This is a genomic window from Arthrobacter sp. Y3223151, assembly GCF_059091125.1.
Genome location: NZ_JBNHGI010000001.1, coordinates 695,955 through 711,147, shown reverse-complemented (window position 1 = coordinate 711,147; position 15,193 = coordinate 695,955). Strand labels below are relative to the sequence as shown.

Genomic DNA, 15,193 nt, shown 5'->3' with positions numbered 1-15,193 from the left:
GCAGCGAGCGCACCCGATCCGACGGCGATCCCAGCCGCCCCGGTGCGGCGGGCCCAGCCGCCCGAGAGCCGAGCACAGCCTGCCGCCGCCCGAGGGTCCAGCCGCCCCGAGCGGCGAGCACAGCCTGCCGCCGTTGGGTAACGTAGCTGTTGTGAAGATTGCTACCTGGAATGTGAACTCGATCCGTGCCCGCGCCGACCGCGTTGAGTCCTGGCTGCAACGCTCCGACGTGGATGTGCTGGCCATTCAGGAAACCAAGGCCAAGGATGAGAACTTCCCGTGGGACCTGTTCGAGAAGAACGGCTACGAGGTGGCCCACTTCGGCCTCAACCAGTGGAACGGCGTGGCCATCGCCTCCCGGGTGGGCCTGGATGACGTGGAACGGACGTTCGACGGGCAGCCGCACTTTGGCAAGACCGAGGACACCACCGCTGCCGAGGCCCGGGCCATCGGGGCGACCTGCGGCGGCGTGCGCGTGTGGAGCCTGTATGTCCCCAACGGCCGCACGGTCGACGATCCCCACATGCCCTACAAGTTGAACTGGCTCAAGGCCCTCAAGGAAGAGGCCGCCGGCTGGATCCAGGCAGATCCGACGCTCCCCGTCGCACTGATGGGCGACTGGAACATCGCTCCCACCGACGACGACGTCTGGGACATCGATTGGTTTCGGGCGCAGAACGCGACGCACGTGACCGAACCCGAGCGCGCCGCCTTCCGCGCGTTCGAAGAGGCCGGATTCGTCGACGTCGTCCGCCCGCACACGCCCGGGCCAGGCGTCTACACCTACTGGGACTACACGCAGCTGCGCTTCCCCAAAAAGGAAGGCATGCGCATCGACTTCATCCTGGGCTCCCCGGCGCTGGCCTCCCGGGTCACCGGGGCGATGATCGACCGCGAAGAGCGCAAGGGCAAGGGCGCCTCGGACCACGCGCCGGTCATCGCGGAGCTGGACTGAGATGAAGTTCCCGTACGTCTCCTACCTGCGGGTCTTCGAACCACTGGATGTGTTCGACGACGACCAGCAGCTGCTCATCATGAGCCAGCGCGGTCGCGGCAGGGACGTCACGGAGGACCTGGACCGCGGTGACTCGCTGCGCCGGATCACCCGCACCGTGTCGGACCCGTTTCCGCACTCCAGCGACGACCTGATCCGGGTCCTCCACTATCCGACGCCCGAGGGCATCACCACGCCGCGGTACTGCCCCAACCAGCTGGCCGTCCGCAGCACCTTGGCCGCCGAGTCGCTCTCCAGCAGCCTGCGCGATCCGCTGCTGGGGCTGCTGGTGCCCGAAGCGGCGCGGGACGCCCAGCAGTCCCGGCTGGACCCGGACAACTTTGTGGACGCCTTGGCCAAGCTGCACACCCGCAGCTCCACCTGGGGCATCCCGTTCGGCTGGTTCGTGCTGTTCCGCGAGGACGACCACACCGAAAAGGTGGAAAGCGACCACACGCTGAGGACGGTCCGGCTGGCCGCCCCGGTCCCGCAGTGCATCGACCGGGCCCGTTACGCAGCCGCTTCCCTGGCCCTCGCCGCCCCGGGCCTGGACCTGCTGGAAGAACTGACCGAGCTGACCGAGTGGCTGGAAACCTTCACCGCGGACGGCATCGTGGAGCTCGATTACGGCCGCGTGGCAGAGCTGGTCTACCCGGACGAATCACCCTCGGACGTGCACGCCGGGATCGAATCGCTGGCCGACGGCGACATGACCGGCGCCGCCGCCGCGTACCGCCGCCTCGCCGGCCGCTGGATCAAGATCCGCCAGCTGGCCCGCGCGTCCTAACGGTCGGCCCGGAGCCGCCCGGCAATCACGACGACGGCGGGGCGGTCGAGGCCCGGATCACCAGCTCGTGGGGCTGGATCCGCGGCACGTCCAGCCGCGCCTTCCCCTGCAGTTCTGCCAGCAGCAGCCGGGCCGCGTAGCCTCCCTGTTGGTCCGGCCGCTGCCGGACGGTCGTCAGCCCCATCGGCTCGGCGAACTCGTGGTCGTCGATGCCCACCACGGAAACGTCCTCGGGGACCCGCAGCCCGCGCTCCTGCGCGGCCCTCAGGGCGCCGAAGGCCATCTCGTCCGCGGAGGCGAAGATCGCCGTCGGCCGCTCCCCGGGTGTGTCGAGAAGCCTGCCGGCGGCAGTCCTGCCGCCTGCGAACCGGAAGTCGCCCATGGCCAGCCATTCCGGCCGTACCCGCAGCCCGTGCCGGGCCATCGTGTCCCGGAAGGCCAGCTCGCGGCGGCGCGGCACGTCGAAGTCGATCCCGTAGGCGCCGCCGCCCTGCAGGTGCGCGATCCGCGTGTGCCCGAGCCCGATGAGATGCTCGACGGCCTCGGCGGCCGCGGCGGTGTCATCCACGCTCACGCTGCGCAGACCGTCCACCTGGCCGCCGACGATCACGTTCGGATACTCCAGAGCCTGCAGCGCCGCCAGTTCGTCCGCGGTCAGCTCCATGCACATCACCAACAGCGCGTCGATCCGCTTGCGCAACATGGACCGGTGGAACACCCGTTCGCGGTTGGTGCCGGTGCCGCCCAGACTGAACACGATCAGGTCGTAGCCGGCCGCCCGCAACACCCGGTCCACGCCTTCCAGGGCGGACGCGAAGTACCACCGGTCGATCACCGGCAGCAGCACGCCCATGGCCCTCGTGCGGCCCGATGCCAGGTGGGCCGCCGACGACGACGGCACGTAGCCCAGCGAGTCGGCTGTCGCCAGCACGCGGTCGCGGGTGGCCATGGAGACTCCGGACAAGCCGCGCAGGGCACGGGAAACCGTTGCGGTCGAGACGCCGGCGGCCCGCGCGACGTCGTCGATCCCGGTCACGGCGCGCTCACCCCTTAAGGCCACCAGCCAGCAGGCCGCGGACAAAGTAGCGCTGCAGGCCGAAGAACACCGCCAGCGGCACGATCATGGAAACGAACGCGCCGGCGGTCAACCGGTGCCACTCGTCGCCGCGGGTGCCCGTCAGCTCGGCCAGCCGCTGGGTGATCGGCGCGACGTCGGCGGTTCCCCCGGAGAACACCAGGGCTACCAGCAGGTCGTTCCAGACCCACAGGAACTGGAAAATGCCGAAGGAGGCGATCGCCGGCACGGACAGCGGCAGGATGATCCGCCAGAAGATGGTCGCGTGCCCGGCGCCGTCCACCCGCGCTGCCTCGATGACCTCGCCGGGGATCTCGGAGATGAAGTTGTGCAGCAGGAAGATGGCCAGCGGCAGCGCGAAGATGGTGTGCGCGATCCACAGCTGGGCGTAGGTTCCGGCCGGCAGCAGCTGGAACTCGCCGATCTTGAGGTTGATGAACAGCGAGAGCAGCGGGATCAGCGCCATCTGCAGCGGCACGATCTGCAGCGCGAACACCACAATGAACAGGGTGTCCTTGCCGCGGAACCTGCCCCAGGCGAAAACGTAGGCCGCCATCGAGGCGATCACCAGGGGGATCAGGGTGCCCGGGATGACGATCGCCAGCGAATTGATGAAGTACTGCCCCAGGTTGGACGCGGACCCGCCCTTGGAGGCCAGCACGTCGGTGTAGTTCTCGGTGGTGAACTGCAGGTCGCCCAGGATGTTCCACCAGCCGTTGGCCTGGATGTTGTCTTCCGGGCGCAGCGAGGAAATGAACAGGCCGAAGGTCGGCACGGTCCAGATGACGGCGATGATGATGGCTGCCGCGGTGGCTCCGCGCGAGGTCAGGCGCTGCTTGACCCGCCGGGTGATCGGGATCTGCTGTTCGGTGGTGCTGGCCAGGACGGCGTCGGGAGCGGTGGGGATGGCAGGCGTTGCGCTCATCGAATTTCCCTCTGCTTCTTCAGCTGCCGGGCGTTGTAGACGACGATCGGCAGCACCATCAGGAACAGGATCAAGGCCAGCGCGGCGCCGCGTCCGGGTTCATTAGCGCGGAACGCCTGGGTGTACATCTCGTTGGCCACCACCGAGGTCTCGAAGTTTCCGGCGGTCATGGTCCGCACGATGTCGAAGACCTTCAGCGTGCCGATGGTGATGGTGGTGACCACCACGATCAGGGCCCCTCGGATGGACGGGATGGTGATGGAGCGGAACTGCTGCCAGGCGCTGGCCCCGTCCAGCCGCGCCGCCTCCACGATTTCGGTGGGGATGCCCTTGATCGCCGCGGAGAGGATCACCATGGCGAAGCCGGTCTGGATCCAGACCATGACCGCGATCAGGAAGAACGTGTTCTCCGGCGCGTCCAGCAGGAACTGCTTGGGTTCGCCGCCAAACCACACCAACACCTGGTTCAGCAGGCCGATCTGTTCGCGTTCGCCGCCGCGGTACGTGTACATGAATTTCCAGATCACGCCCGCGCCCACCATGGAGATGGCCATCGGCATGAACACCAGCGCCTTCAGCGCCTTCTCGCCGCGCGCCCGGTCGATGAACACCGCGTAAGCCAGGCCGATGCCGGTCGACAGCAGCGGCACCAGGACCACCCACAGCAGCGTGTTGCGCAGCGTGACCAGCGCTTCGGGCTGGGTGAACATCCACAGGAAGTTGTCCATGCCGTTCGGCGTTCCGGTGCGGTCCGTGAACGCCAGGTACGTGGTCTGGATGGCCGGCCACACCAACCCGATGCCCAGGAGTACGACGGCGGGGGCCAGGAATCCGATGATCGTCGCCTTGTCGCGGAACGACTTCGGGGCCCGGTCCACCAACAGCATGATCAGGGCGATGATCGCGGCGAAGACCGCCAGGGCGGCCGCCACCTGCACGAGCTTTTCGCCAACGTCCTCCATGGCACTTACCTCCTAGGTGCGTGGAAGGGACAGGCCGTGCCCGGCCGCACCGCCTGCATCGGGTCGCAGGCGGTGCGGCCGGGCTGCCGGCGGCTGCCTAGTCGGAGGGCCAGCTGGCCTCGATGGAGTCCACGACCTCTTGCGTCGACTTGCCGTTGATCCACTCCACGATGCCGCTCCAGAAGGAGTTGGCGCCGACCGCGCCCGGCATCAGGTCCGAACCGTCGAACCGGAAGGTGGTGTCCTCCGACTGCAGCAGTTCGATGGACTGGCGGTCCAGGTCGCTGGCGGCCAGCGCCGGGTCGAGGCCCTTGTTGGCGCTGATCGCGGCGCCCTGCTCCACCCGGTTGTTGGCGAACTCGGCCGAGGCCATGAACTGCAGGTAGGCCGAGACCTCTTCGCTTTCGGTGTAGGCGGCCACGAACTCGCCGCCGCCGGTGATCGCGCTGGCGCCGGCCTCCTGGCCGGGAGTGATGAAGGCCCAGACGTCGCCGTCCTCGGCCACGTTGGTGCCTTCCGGCCAGTTGGCCGCCTGGAACGTGGCCTGGTGGTGCATGGCGCAGGTGCCGTCGATCACCGGGATGCCGCCGTCGTCCACCGAGGTGGAGATGATCGAGCGGACGTCGCCGATGCCGCCGTTGACGTAGTCCTCGTTCTTCAGGATGTCGCCGACGGCATCGAAGGCCTCGGCCACCTGCGGATCGTTGAACGGGATCTCGTGGTTGACCCACTGGTCGTAGACATCCGGTCCGGCCTGGCGCAGCAGCGCGTCCTCGATCCAGTCGGTGCCCGGCCAGCCCGTGGCCTCGCCGGACTCGAACCCGGCGCACCACGGCTTCATGGTGCCCTCGTCGGCGATGGTCTGGGTGAGTTCCATCATCTCGTCCCAGGTCTGCGGAACTTCCCAGCCCTTCTCCTGGAACGTGGCCGGAACGTACCACACGTAGCCCTTCACGCTGGCCAGCATGGGGGCGGCGTAGAAGGTGCCGTCCACGGTGCCGTAGGTCTTCCAGTCCTCGGACCAGTTTTCGTCGACCAGGTCGGACACCTCCTGCGGCGCGGGCTTCAGGTAGCCGGCCTGGGCCTGCGCGGCCAGCAGTCCGGGCTGCGGGAAGATCGCCACGTCCGGCGGATTGCCCGCCTGGGCGCGCACACCGATCTGCGTCTCGAACTCGTTGGACCCCTCGTACACCACGTCGATCCCGGTGCACTCCTCAAAGTCCACCCAGGAGTTCTCCAGCAGATCCTGCTCGGCATCGGTGATGGTCGAGTAGACGCTGACCTCGGCGCCGTCGAAGGTGCCGTAGGCCTCGTAGGCGGCGCAGTCTGCGGCAGGCGCCGGCGACTCCTCGGATTCTGTTCCTCCCCCGCAGGCGGACAGTGTCAGTGCCATGGCGCCGAGCGCGGCCACCGGCAGGACGGCCTTTCTGGAGCGTGCATAGTGCATGGTGTGACTCCTTTGTCCGGTGGCCCCGACAGAGCTGAACAGGTCAGAAGAAGCCACCAAGTACCCATCTGATAACTCGTAACGTAAACGCTTACGCGGTGTGTCGCAAGGCACATTTTCGGGGCCGCAGCGTTCGATGCCGAATCGTGATCTGCGCCGCATCCTTGGCCTTCGCTGCCTGTTAGGCACCAAAGATCATTAGGCTGGAAGTGGTCCTGACCCCCCGAATCGAGGAGAGCCAATGACCGCAGCAAACGCTCCCTGGTGGCGCGACGCCGTCATCTACCAGATCTATCCGCGCTCCTTCGCAGACCACAACGGCGACGGAATGGGCGACCTGGCCGGAATCAGCGCCAAGATCCCCTACCTGAAGAACCTGGGGGTGGACGCCATCTGGCTTTCGCCCTTCTACGTCTCCCCGCAAAACGATGCCGGCTACGACGTGGCCGACTACCGCGACGTCGACCCGCTGTTCGGCAGCCTGGACGACTTTGACTCGTTGCTGGCGCGCGCCCACGAGCTGGGCCTGCGGGTGATTGTCGATCTGGTGCCGAACCACACGTCCGACCGGCACGAATGGTTCGTGAGCGCGCTGGCGTCCAAGGCCGGATCGCCCGAACGTGCCCGCTATGTTTTCCGGGACGGCAAGGGCCCGGACGGCAACGAGCCGCCCAACAACTGGCAGTCGGTGTTCGGCGGCGAGGCCTGGACCCGCATCACCGAACCGGACGGGACGCCCGGCCAGTGGTACCTGCACCTGTTCGACTCCACGCAGCCGGACCTGAACTGGGAGAACCCCGAGGTCCGGGCCGAAATGGTCTCCGTCCTGCGGTTCTGGCTGGACCGCGGCGTGGACGGGTTCCGGATCGACGTGGCCCATGGCCTGGTCAAGGCCGAGGGTCTGCCGGATTGGGCGGCCAAGACCTCGATGGTGGCCGGCAGCGAGCGGCTGCCGGGCGAAGATGCGCTGCCCGGCGGCGACGAAACGGCGGTCGGCCGGCCCGCGGGCGCCTCGCCCACCCCCGACGCCCGCGCGGCCGAGGAACAGGTGCTGGAACCCGCCGGGGCGGATGCCCGCGGAGCGGCGGCACAGCCGGCAGGTGCCCGGGAGGAGGAGCGGATCCATCCGGAGACCCCGCCCTACTTCGACCAGGACGGCGTGCACGAGATCTACCGCGAGTGGCACAAGGTCCTGGCCGAGTACGACGGCGACCGCATGCTGGTCGCCGAGGCCTGGGTCGAGCCTGCCGAGCGGCTCTTTGCCTACGTCCGGCCCGACGAGATGCAGCAGGCCTTCAACTTCGACTTCCTGCTCGCGGGCTGGGATGCCCGACGGATGGCCCGCAGCATCGAGGATTCGCTCGCCGCTGCAGCATCGGTGGGTGCGCCGAGCACGTGGGTGCTGTCCAATCACGACACTGTCCGCCACAGCACCCGGTACGGCCTGGCGGACCCCACCACGTTCCCCAAGGGCATCGGCCCGGACGACGAGCACCCCGACGAGGAACTCGGCCACGCCCGTGGCCGTGCCGCGGCGCTGGTGATGCTGGCGCTGCCCGGCTCCGCCTACATTTACCAGGGCGATGAGCTGGGCCTTCCGGAGCACACCGCCCTGCCGGCCGAGGTGCGCCAGGACCCGGCGTTCTTCCGCACCGGCGGCGAAGAGCGGGGCCGCGACGGCTGCCGGGTGCCGATCCCCTGGCGCGCGGAGGCGCACGGCTACGGCTGGGGCTCCACCCAACATGAACCCTGGCTGCCGCAGCCCGAGAGCTTTGCGCGCTATGCGGTGGATCAGCAGGTGGGAGTAGCCGCTTCCACCTACGAGCTGTATCGGGCGGCGCTGCGCCTGCGGGCGGAGCAGAAGCTGGGCCAAGGCAGCCTGGAATGGGCCGCCGGGCACGATCCGGCGGCGGGCATCCTGAGCTACCGCAACGGGACGCTGCAGGTGCTGGCCAACATGGGCTCTTCCGCCGTCCGGCTGCCCGACGGCGCCTCCCTGGTGCTGGCGTCGCAGGAGGGCGCAGTCTCCGACGGGTTGCTGCAGCCCGACGGGGCCGTCTGGCTTACCCCTGCCGCCGACGGGCAGTCCGGCTAGCGGACGCGGTCGGCGCGGACCAGCCGCGAGCGCGCGCCGGCCACCAGGTGGATGACCACCGGGAAGCTGACTCCGACGGTCAGGTCCAGCGCCTCCACGAGGTCGGAGACTTCGTCCGCCACGGCCTGCGGGGACACCCCGAGGCGCGGAGCCACCCGAACGCGCAGGCCGCCGCCGCCCTCGTAGTCGTAGGCGGTGACCGTTGCCTGCAGGATGTTGTCGCGTTCCCGCAGCGCATCGCGCAGCGCCTGCTCGGCCACGGCGGCACTGAGCCAGACGGCGCCTGGGTCGCCCGCGCCGTCGTAATCAGCGGCGATGGTGCCGGTGCGGCCCTTGCCCTGCTGAGCGGCCCACGCGATCATCAGCAGCACCATCAGGAGCAGCACCAGCGCCACCACAATCCACAGCCAGCTGTCCCGCTGCCCGGCCAAGGTGGTGGCGTCCAGGACCGTCTGCAGGTTGGCGCCGGCCTGCTCCGTGGCGGCCTGCCACCGGCCGGCGAGCGCGGGAACCAGCGCCAGCGCCAGCGCGGTGCCGCCGGCCAGCATGAGCAGCAGCCCCAGAAGGGTGATCAGGATGCGGTTCAGTGTCCGGGGCGTCTGGTTCACTGTCCCACCACTCCCGAACTGGACACGAACACGCGGACCTGCGGAACCGGGCTGATCCGCGCCCTGCGGACCTCGTCTTCCACCGCGGCCTGGACGGCGTCGGCGTCCACCGGCTGGCCGGAGGTCGGCCGGAGCCGGACATCCACCAGCCCGCGCGAGACGACCACCAGCACCTGCTCGCGCGTCACCTGCGCCTCGATGCGCGCGCGTCGCGCCAGCGACGCGGCGATGACCTCATCGTCCGCCACCACGACGCCGCGGCGGCCGGGAATGCGGTGCCGGTGCAGGTGTCCGGGGAGCACGCCCTGCAGGAAGAAGAGCAGACCGAGGAACAGGATCAGCGCTCCGGAGGCGCCCAGGACGGTCGGCGCGACGTTTCCCGGCAGTTGGTGGATCCAGCCCGCCATCTCTTCCGGCGAGGCCAGCCACGGGCGCTGCCCGATCGCCTTCAACGCCGCTTCGAGCAGCAGGTAGAGGCAGGCCAACCCGACGAGGACGGCGGCGATCACCGCGGCGATGGCGCGGGAGCTGCGCAGTTCCCGGCCGGCCAGGCGCTCGTCGCCCGGGCGCAGATCAGCCGGCCCCCCGCCGGTTTTGACGTTGGTGCTCACCGGACCCGGCCTCCTTCCTGCACGCGGATGCCGGTGACCCTGATGTCCACCCGGCTCAACCTCGACCCGCTGATCCGGGAGATCCTCTCCAGGATGGCTCCCTTGGCGGCATGCGCCCGGTCCCAGACCGATCCGCCGAAGCCGTCCACCAGGTGCGGGTCCCGCACTACCCGGTTCAGCGAGGGAATGCCGAGGGGAAGGGCCAGGGACAACGCGAGGGAACCGGCATCGTCCCGCCACGTCGCACGGACCAGGGCAGGTGCAATGCCCAGCACCTCCGCTGCAACCCCCTGCGCGGTGCTGGTCAACGCCTGCGTGCTGACCCGGGTATGTCCGGCATAGTGTTGCCCCGGCGGGTCGGTCGGGAGCGACGCCGGGGGCGGTCCGTCCGGCCGCCCGGCCGGCGGCGGTCCTTCCGGGCGGGGAGGCAGTTCGTCCGCGCCCACAACGGGTTCCGTCATGAAGACGAGCGGCGTCCGGTCAGCGCATCGCGGATGCTGCGCCAGTCAAGCTTGCCCTCCGCGGCGCGGCCCAGCAACGCCCCCACCACCAGGAAGACCGCCATCAGCAGGAAGCCCCAGAAGTTAAACACCAGCGCGGCCCACGCCAGCACCGCGCCGACGCCCATGCCGACTACCGTGTAGCTCATCCTTGTTCCTCTCGCCGTCCCGAACATCCGGTTACTGGGCCGCCTGCCGCACCGGCTTCTCCGCCGGAGCCTTGGCGTCCAGGCCGGGCACGTGGACGTCATTGATCTCCACGTTCACCTCAATCACGTCCAGCCCCACCAATTGCCCGACGGCGGTGTACACCGCCGCGCGCACGGCGCCCGCCAACTCCTGCAGCGGCTTGCCGTAAACGGCCACGAGGCTGATGTCCACGGCAACCTGCGTCTGGCCGACCTCCACGTGTACGCCCTGGCCGGCGTCGCTGCCGCCCACGACATCCCGCAGCGCACTCAGCGCCCGTGCCGTGCCGCTGCCCAGCGCGTAGACCCCGGGGACGGAGCGGGCGGCGACGGCCGCGACCTTTGCCACGGCGGCTTCGGAAATGGTGGTGCGTCCGGGGGCGTCCGGGATGCCGAGGCCTGCAGCCTGATGCGGGTCAACCGCTGCCGGCGCCGACGCCGGCGCGTCCGGGACGCCGACAGGTGCGGTCACCGGGTGTGCCCCGGACGATTCTCCCGCGGACGGGGCAGCCGGCCGATCCTCGTTGTGCATCTGTTCTCCCCTGACGCTGTGATGACTCTCAGGGCAAGCCTAACGCCTCATTCCCCGCAGTGTTCGGACAGCCAGTCCTTCACCGGTTGCAGGGCTTGGGCAAACCCGGCGGCGTCGAAGCGGCCGGTTGCGGACGCGTGATCCAGCTGGGCCTCCACCCTGTCCAGGTGGTCCCCCAGCCGGGGCGGAACGTCGCGGCTGAATTCGTCCAGCTCATCCTGCAGCGCCTCCAGGTCGGAGTCCTCCACGCCAGTCATGAAGCCGAGCGGGACCAGCAGCAGTGAAGCGACGTTTGCGGCCACGGCGGCGCACGCGTGGTCCCGGCTTTTGTAGCTGCCCCAGTGGGCGGCGCCTCCGCCGGGTCCCCCGCTTCCGTCCGCGGGGCCTGCCGCGTCCGACGGCGGCGCCTGGCCGGGCGGCGCCGTGGGCGTTTGATCAGGGGCGGGGGCAGGTGCTGGGGGTGTTTCCGCGGGGGCCGTCGCTTCGGTGTCGTCCGAAGCGACGGGGGCGGGCGCCGTCGTCGCTGATTCCGACGTTCGGCCCGCGTCGCTGCAGGACGTCAGCAGAACGGCGGTGGCCAGGCCGACGGCCGTCGCCTTCAAAAGGGCCTGCACGATGCTCCTCGCTCCAATCGTCCCCCTGGTCCGGTGCCTCATCAGGTGCAGGCGGCACGGAAAATCCCTTCCATGGTAGGCCAGTGACCCTGAGTGGAAACTGGGAGCCCGCAGCGGCGGCCGCGGGCGGATCCGATCGGCGCAGGCCCGTGCCTCGGCGGCAGGAGCACCCGGGCGCCCGCTGGTCAGTCAGTCCGGATCAGGCACCATGCCCGGTTGAAGTCACGGTTTCGCAGATCCGATTCACGCATCCACACTTCGAGATTTCCGGCGTCCCCGAACCATCCTTCCAGCGCGGTCCAGGATTCCAGATCCAACAGAAGGCGGTATTCGTCACCGGGTTCCAAAGGCAAAACTGCGGGCAGGATCTCTTCCACCGCAGTGATGTGACCCCGATGACTGTGGCCGTAGATGTGGCTGAACGGAATCGGGATCCCCTTGGCCGACCCGGTCCGCTGGGCCAGCCAGCCCCGCTGCAGGGCAATCTCCAGGGCCTCGATTTTGTCGAATTGGGGCTCGGGTGCCGAGGCAGAGTCGGAAGCGGCCGGCAGCGTAAACCCGGGTAGGGGCATCACGACCTGGCACACTTCGGAAGGAGGATCGAAGTCCAAAGGGGCATCGATAAGACCAGTGCGGTCAGGGTCTTCGACCCACCGCACCAACCATGCTCCGGATTGTCCCTCTTCGGACCCGTAGCCGAAGGACTCAAGGTCATGGAAAACCTCGAGAACGCCCTCCTTCGGCAGACCCTCACGGAGGCCGGACACTGGCCAAGCGGCCTTGCCTTCAGCGTCCACTGCTGCATCGACGTCGGCGAGGTGAACGGCCGCCACATGAGCCAACGGCCTGCCGTCGGCCCGCCGGGGCCATTCGGGCAGTGGGGCAACGGCGGGTCCCCCGAGCCAACTAATCCATGCCCCCTCAGGCCAGACCTCGCGCAACTCGGCGTCGCCCGGTTCGAATGACTGCTCACTGAACACCGGTGAATATGCGGCCTCGGCAAATAGGTCTGCAGCGCCGGCCGCCTTGAGCCACTTCTCCACCTGGCCGTAGGGTCCGTGAATTGGTGCTGTGGGGATCTTTGTCTTCGCGGCCATGGGACCCGGTTCCTTCCGTCGTGCGTGGGGGTGGGGGTTGGAGCGGGCGCGTTAGGAGCTTCTGCCCCACTATGCATCTGTTTCCACTTCAACTGCCGGTATTGGTGAGCGGTCGGATCGAGACGGCCCCGCTTCAGTCGGGGTGGTTAGACGGGCAGCAGCGTCCGGGGCAGCACCGTGGGGTCTGCCAGCCACTCCTCCAAGGTCCGGTTAAAGGTTTGCGGACGGTTCATCGGCCATTCGTGCGGCGACTTCGGAGCCAACCCGGCACGGGCGTTCGGCAACAGCCCGGCCAGGACTGCCGCCGATTCCCGGGCAGGTTGCCTTGTCGGTACCCGCGACGTCGGTGCCCCCGAAGATCTCCGAGATTGATCGCGCGGTAGTGCCGGGGATCCAGCGGCCGGTTCTCGGCCAGGTGCGCGGCGATTTGTTCGGGTTCGAGCCGCAGGTACTTGGCGGACGCCCGCCACAGGACGGGATTCCGGGTCAGGCCGGCCAAGGCAAGTTGCGCCTTCAGCATCCACCTCGGCACCGGGAGTACCAGCACCCCGGTCAGGAACGCGCTCTGGACCAGCTCCGGGCGTTGAGCCAACAGCCGAAGCGCCACGTCGCCGCCCATTGAAAGACCTACCACGTGGACCGGCTTGTCGGTGGTCGACTCAATGAGTTCGGCGACCAGTCCGGCGGTAGCGTCCAGGCTCTGCCAGTGGATTCCATGGCTGGCTCCATGCCCGGGCATGTCCGCGGCAAGGCAACGGTACGCCCCGGAGAAGTGCCGGGTTTGCCGGTGCCAGGTGAGGCCCGGCCATCCCGCCCCGTGCAGGAAGAGGATGGTCTCCGCGGATTCGGGCCCTGAGGACACGAAGGAAAGAGTAGGCACGCCCTTACTGTACCGACGCCTGCCGGTGCCGCTGGCCGACGGGCGGCCCGGCCGCCGGAGCGTGGACTTACAGGGCCAGTTTCCGCCCCGGAGTGGGGATGCGGAGCCGGTCTTCGAGGCCGTTGGCGGAGAACCGGGCGCGGAGTTCTTCGTGGCCTTCGCTGAAGTGCTGCCACCCCTCTGCATGGACCGGCACGACGGTGGTCGCGTCCAGTGCGCGCGCGGCCTCGACCGCGGCGTCGGCGGTGAGGGTTAGCGGGGCGTTGTCGAAGACTCCCACGCGGGCGGCACCGGCGAAGAGCACCGCCGTGGCGATCGGCGCGAAACGTGCCGCGACGGCGTCGACAACGTCCAGCGAGGCGTTATCGCCGCTGATGTAAACGGTCGGGAGGTCGAATCCTGTCAGGACGAATCCGGTCACGGTGCCGGTCACCGGTTCGCATCCTTCCGGTCCGTGCCGGGCCGGGACGGCGGTGACCGTGACAGTGGTCCGATCAGCGGCCTCGAGAACTGTCCGCTCCCACGGGGCCATCCCGGTAACCGTCGTGAGCCGGTCTGCTGCCTCCAGGGTTCCGAGGACCTTGGCGTCGCCGGATTCCACCAGACGGCGGCCGGACGTATCCAGGTTGTCCGCATGCTGGTCATGCGAGAGGAGGATGGCGTCCACCACCGGCAGATCTGCGACTTGAACGGCAGGCCCGGAGGTTTTCACCAGCGTTCCGGCTGTTGTCGGGTACTCGCTGGGTTTATCAAAGGTGGGGTCGGTCAGGAACGTCCAGCCGCCGAACTCCAGCAACGCTGTCGGACCGCCAATGTGGGTTATTGCGGTTTCGTTCATGCACCCATGGTGCCCGACTAAGCCGGAGGTGGACAGAGCGGGCGGACACGACGAAGCCCCGCGTCCTGAACCAGGACTGCGGGGCTTCGTTTTTGCTGGTGGCTCCGACCGGCGTCGATCCGGTGACCTTTCGATTTTCAGTCGAACGCTCTACCAACTGAGCTACAGAGCCGTGGCAACATCTTGCGATGATCACCGATGGCGTTCCGAAATCGCTCCGGAAACCAAAGCGACCCTGACGGGACTTGAACCCGCGACCTCCGCCGTGACAGGGCGGCGCGCTAACCAACTGCGCTACAGGGCCTTGCATTTTTTACGAGACTCAATCCTACCAGCCTTTCGAAGCGGTTCTGACCACTCCAGCGGGCTGCCATTCATGACGTCTCGCGTACCCCCAACGGGATTCGAACCCGTGCCGCCGCCGTGAAAGGGCGGTGTCCTAGGCCGCTAGACGATGGGGGCCAGGACCACTTGGGATTCATTTCCCCGCTGTGGACCTATAAAACTATAGGGCCTGTCCCGGGAAAAACCAAAACCGGCCGCCGCGGCCTGCCGCGGCCGACACCCGGGCGCTTTCGAGGCCCGGCCCGCGGGTAAAGTCGGCTGCATGCCGATGGAGATGTCCCTGCCGGAATTCGAGGACGCGGTAAACGACGCGATCGACCAGATCCCGGAAGACATCATGCGCGAGATGACCAACGTGGGCATCTTCGTCGAAGACGAATACACCCCGCAACCCTGGGAAGACCCCGAGACGGAACTGCTGGGCGTCTACGAAGGCACGCCGCTCACCGAGAGGGACCACTGGTGGGCCGCCGGATCCATGCCGGACCGCATCGTCGTCTTCCGCGGTCCCCTCCAACGGATGTGCTCTTCCCGTGAAGAATTGGTCCACGAGGTCCTAGTGACCGTGATCCACGAGGTTGCCCACCACTTCGGCATCGACGACGCCCGCCTGCACGAGCTGGGCTGGGGCTGACCGCCCCCTCCAACGGGTGGGACACAGGTTGCCGCCGAATCCAGCAGGCCCGGTGGCCGCC

Annotated in this window: 17 protein-coding genes and 3 tRNA genes; 4 read left to right on the top strand and 16 right to left on the bottom strand. The window is 68.4% G+C overall.

The features are described 5' to 3' along the window. Positions 1-151 precede the first annotated feature (151 nt). Positions 152-955 carry an exodeoxyribonuclease III gene (locus AC5RUP_RS03435; RefSeq protein WP_494074400.1) on the top strand — a complete coding sequence of 268 codons (804 nt, stop codon included), beginning with the start codon at positions 152-154 and terminating at the stop codon, positions 953-955. Position 956: 1 nt separating this feature from the next. Further along, positions 957-1,781: a DUF8083 family protein gene (locus tag AC5RUP_RS03430; protein WP_494069436.1), complete on the top strand. Its 825-nt coding sequence runs from the start codon at positions 957-959 to the stop codon at positions 1,779-1,781. Positions 1,782-1,806: 25 nt separating this feature from the next. Here AC5RUP_RS03430 and AC5RUP_RS03425 read toward each other — a convergent pair whose 3' ends face one another. The 4 genes from AC5RUP_RS03425 to AC5RUP_RS03410 form a co-directional block, all read right to left on the bottom strand. Beyond that, positions 1,807-2,817, bottom strand: coding sequence for a LacI family DNA-binding transcriptional regulator (locus tag AC5RUP_RS03425; RefSeq protein WP_494158266.1), 1,011 nt, complete (start codon positions 2,815-2,817; stop codon positions 1,807-1,809). Positions 2,818-2,824: 7 nt separating this feature from the next. Beyond that, positions 2,825-3,781 (bottom strand): carbohydrate ABC transporter permease, encoded by a 957-nt coding sequence (locus AC5RUP_RS03420; RefSeq protein ID WP_493977240.1) that lies wholly within the window; start codon positions 3,779-3,781, stop codon positions 2,825-2,827. Beyond that, a complete protein-coding gene (locus AC5RUP_RS03415; RefSeq protein WP_494154632.1) occupies positions 3,778-4,743 on the bottom strand; it encodes a carbohydrate ABC transporter permease in 966 nt (321 codons plus the stop codon). The genes AC5RUP_RS03420 and AC5RUP_RS03415 overlap by 4 nt, the downstream gene beginning before the upstream one ends. Positions 4,744-4,840: 97 nt before the next feature. Beyond that, positions 4,841-6,190 carry an ABC transporter substrate-binding protein gene (locus AC5RUP_RS03410; RefSeq protein WP_494091749.1) on the bottom strand — a complete coding sequence of 450 codons (1,350 nt, stop codon included), beginning with the start codon at positions 6,188-6,190 and terminating at the stop codon, positions 4,841-4,843. A gap of 241 nt (positions 6,191-6,431) precedes the next feature. On the opposite strand from AC5RUP_RS03410, the gene AC5RUP_RS03405 reads away from it, so the two are divergent. Further along, positions 6,432-8,285, top strand: coding sequence for a glycoside hydrolase family 13 protein (locus AC5RUP_RS03405; protein ID WP_494158265.1), 1,854 nt, complete (start codon positions 6,432-6,434; stop codon positions 8,283-8,285). Here the strand turns inward: AC5RUP_RS03405 and AC5RUP_RS03400 are convergent. The 12 genes from AC5RUP_RS03400 to AC5RUP_RS03345 all read right to left on the bottom strand — a co-directional run bounded on the left by AC5RUP_RS03400 (position 8,282) and on the right by AC5RUP_RS03345 (position 14,615). Next, a complete protein-coding gene (locus AC5RUP_RS03400) occupies positions 8,282-8,893 on the bottom strand; it encodes a hypothetical protein (RefSeq protein WP_494158264.1) in 612 nt (203 codons plus the stop codon). The two genes, AC5RUP_RS03405 and AC5RUP_RS03400, sit on opposite strands and share 4 nt — an antisense overlap. Continuing rightward, positions 8,890-9,504, bottom strand: coding sequence for a hypothetical protein (locus AC5RUP_RS03395; protein WP_494069430.1), 615 nt, complete (start codon positions 9,502-9,504; stop codon positions 8,890-8,892). Before AC5RUP_RS03395 ends, AC5RUP_RS03400 begins: the two co-directional genes overlap by 4 nt. Next, positions 9,501-9,965 carry a hypothetical protein gene (locus AC5RUP_RS03390; RefSeq protein WP_494133031.1) on the bottom strand — a complete coding sequence of 155 codons (465 nt, stop codon included), beginning with the start codon at positions 9,963-9,965 and terminating at the stop codon, positions 9,501-9,503. Before AC5RUP_RS03390 ends, AC5RUP_RS03395 begins: the two co-directional genes overlap by 4 nt. Continuing rightward, on the bottom strand, positions 9,962-10,153 hold the full coding sequence (locus AC5RUP_RS03385; RefSeq protein ID WP_494069428.1) for a hypothetical protein: 192 nt from the start codon (positions 10,151-10,153) through the stop codon (positions 9,962-9,964). The genes AC5RUP_RS03390 and AC5RUP_RS03385 overlap by 4 nt, the downstream gene beginning before the upstream one ends. Positions 10,154-10,184: 31 nt before the next feature. Then, a complete protein-coding gene (locus AC5RUP_RS03380) occupies positions 10,185-10,724 on the bottom strand; it encodes an Asp23/Gls24 family envelope stress response protein (protein WP_494155082.1) in 540 nt (179 codons plus the stop codon). Between the two features lie 47 nt (positions 10,725-10,771). Further along, positions 10,772-11,338 (bottom strand): hypothetical protein, encoded by a 567-nt coding sequence (locus AC5RUP_RS03375; protein WP_494158263.1) that lies wholly within the window; start codon positions 11,336-11,338, stop codon positions 10,772-10,774. Positions 11,339-11,523: 185 nt separating this feature from the next. Continuing rightward, on the bottom strand, positions 11,524-12,435 hold the full coding sequence (locus AC5RUP_RS03370) for a YwqG family protein (protein ID WP_494154572.1): 912 nt from the start codon (positions 12,433-12,435) through the stop codon (positions 11,524-11,526). Positions 12,436-12,664: 229 nt separating this feature from the next. Then, a complete protein-coding gene (locus AC5RUP_RS03365) occupies positions 12,665-13,315 on the bottom strand; it encodes an alpha/beta fold hydrolase (protein ID WP_494154571.1) in 651 nt (216 codons plus the stop codon). A gap of 67 nt (positions 13,316-13,382) precedes the next feature. Beyond that, a complete protein-coding gene (locus AC5RUP_RS03360; protein ID WP_494154570.1) occupies positions 13,383-14,153 on the bottom strand; it encodes an MBL fold metallo-hydrolase in 771 nt (256 codons plus the stop codon). 96 nt (positions 14,154-14,249) lie between these two features. Continuing rightward, a tRNA-Phe gene (locus AC5RUP_RS03355) sits at positions 14,250-14,325 on the bottom strand. 58 nt (positions 14,326-14,383) lie between these two features. Then, a tRNA-Asp gene (locus tag AC5RUP_RS03350) sits at positions 14,384-14,457 on the bottom strand. Between the two features lie 85 nt (positions 14,458-14,542). Continuing rightward, a tRNA-Glu gene (locus tag AC5RUP_RS03345) sits at positions 14,543-14,615 on the bottom strand. 151 nt (positions 14,616-14,766) lie between these two features. Between AC5RUP_RS03345 and AC5RUP_RS03340 the strand changes: the two genes are divergently transcribed. Then, complete coding sequence (locus tag AC5RUP_RS03340; RefSeq protein ID WP_494154573.1) at positions 14,767-15,132, top strand: metallopeptidase family protein; 366 nt, start codon at positions 14,767-14,769, stop codon at positions 15,130-15,132. The last annotated feature ends 61 nt before the right edge of the window (positions 15,133-15,193 follow it).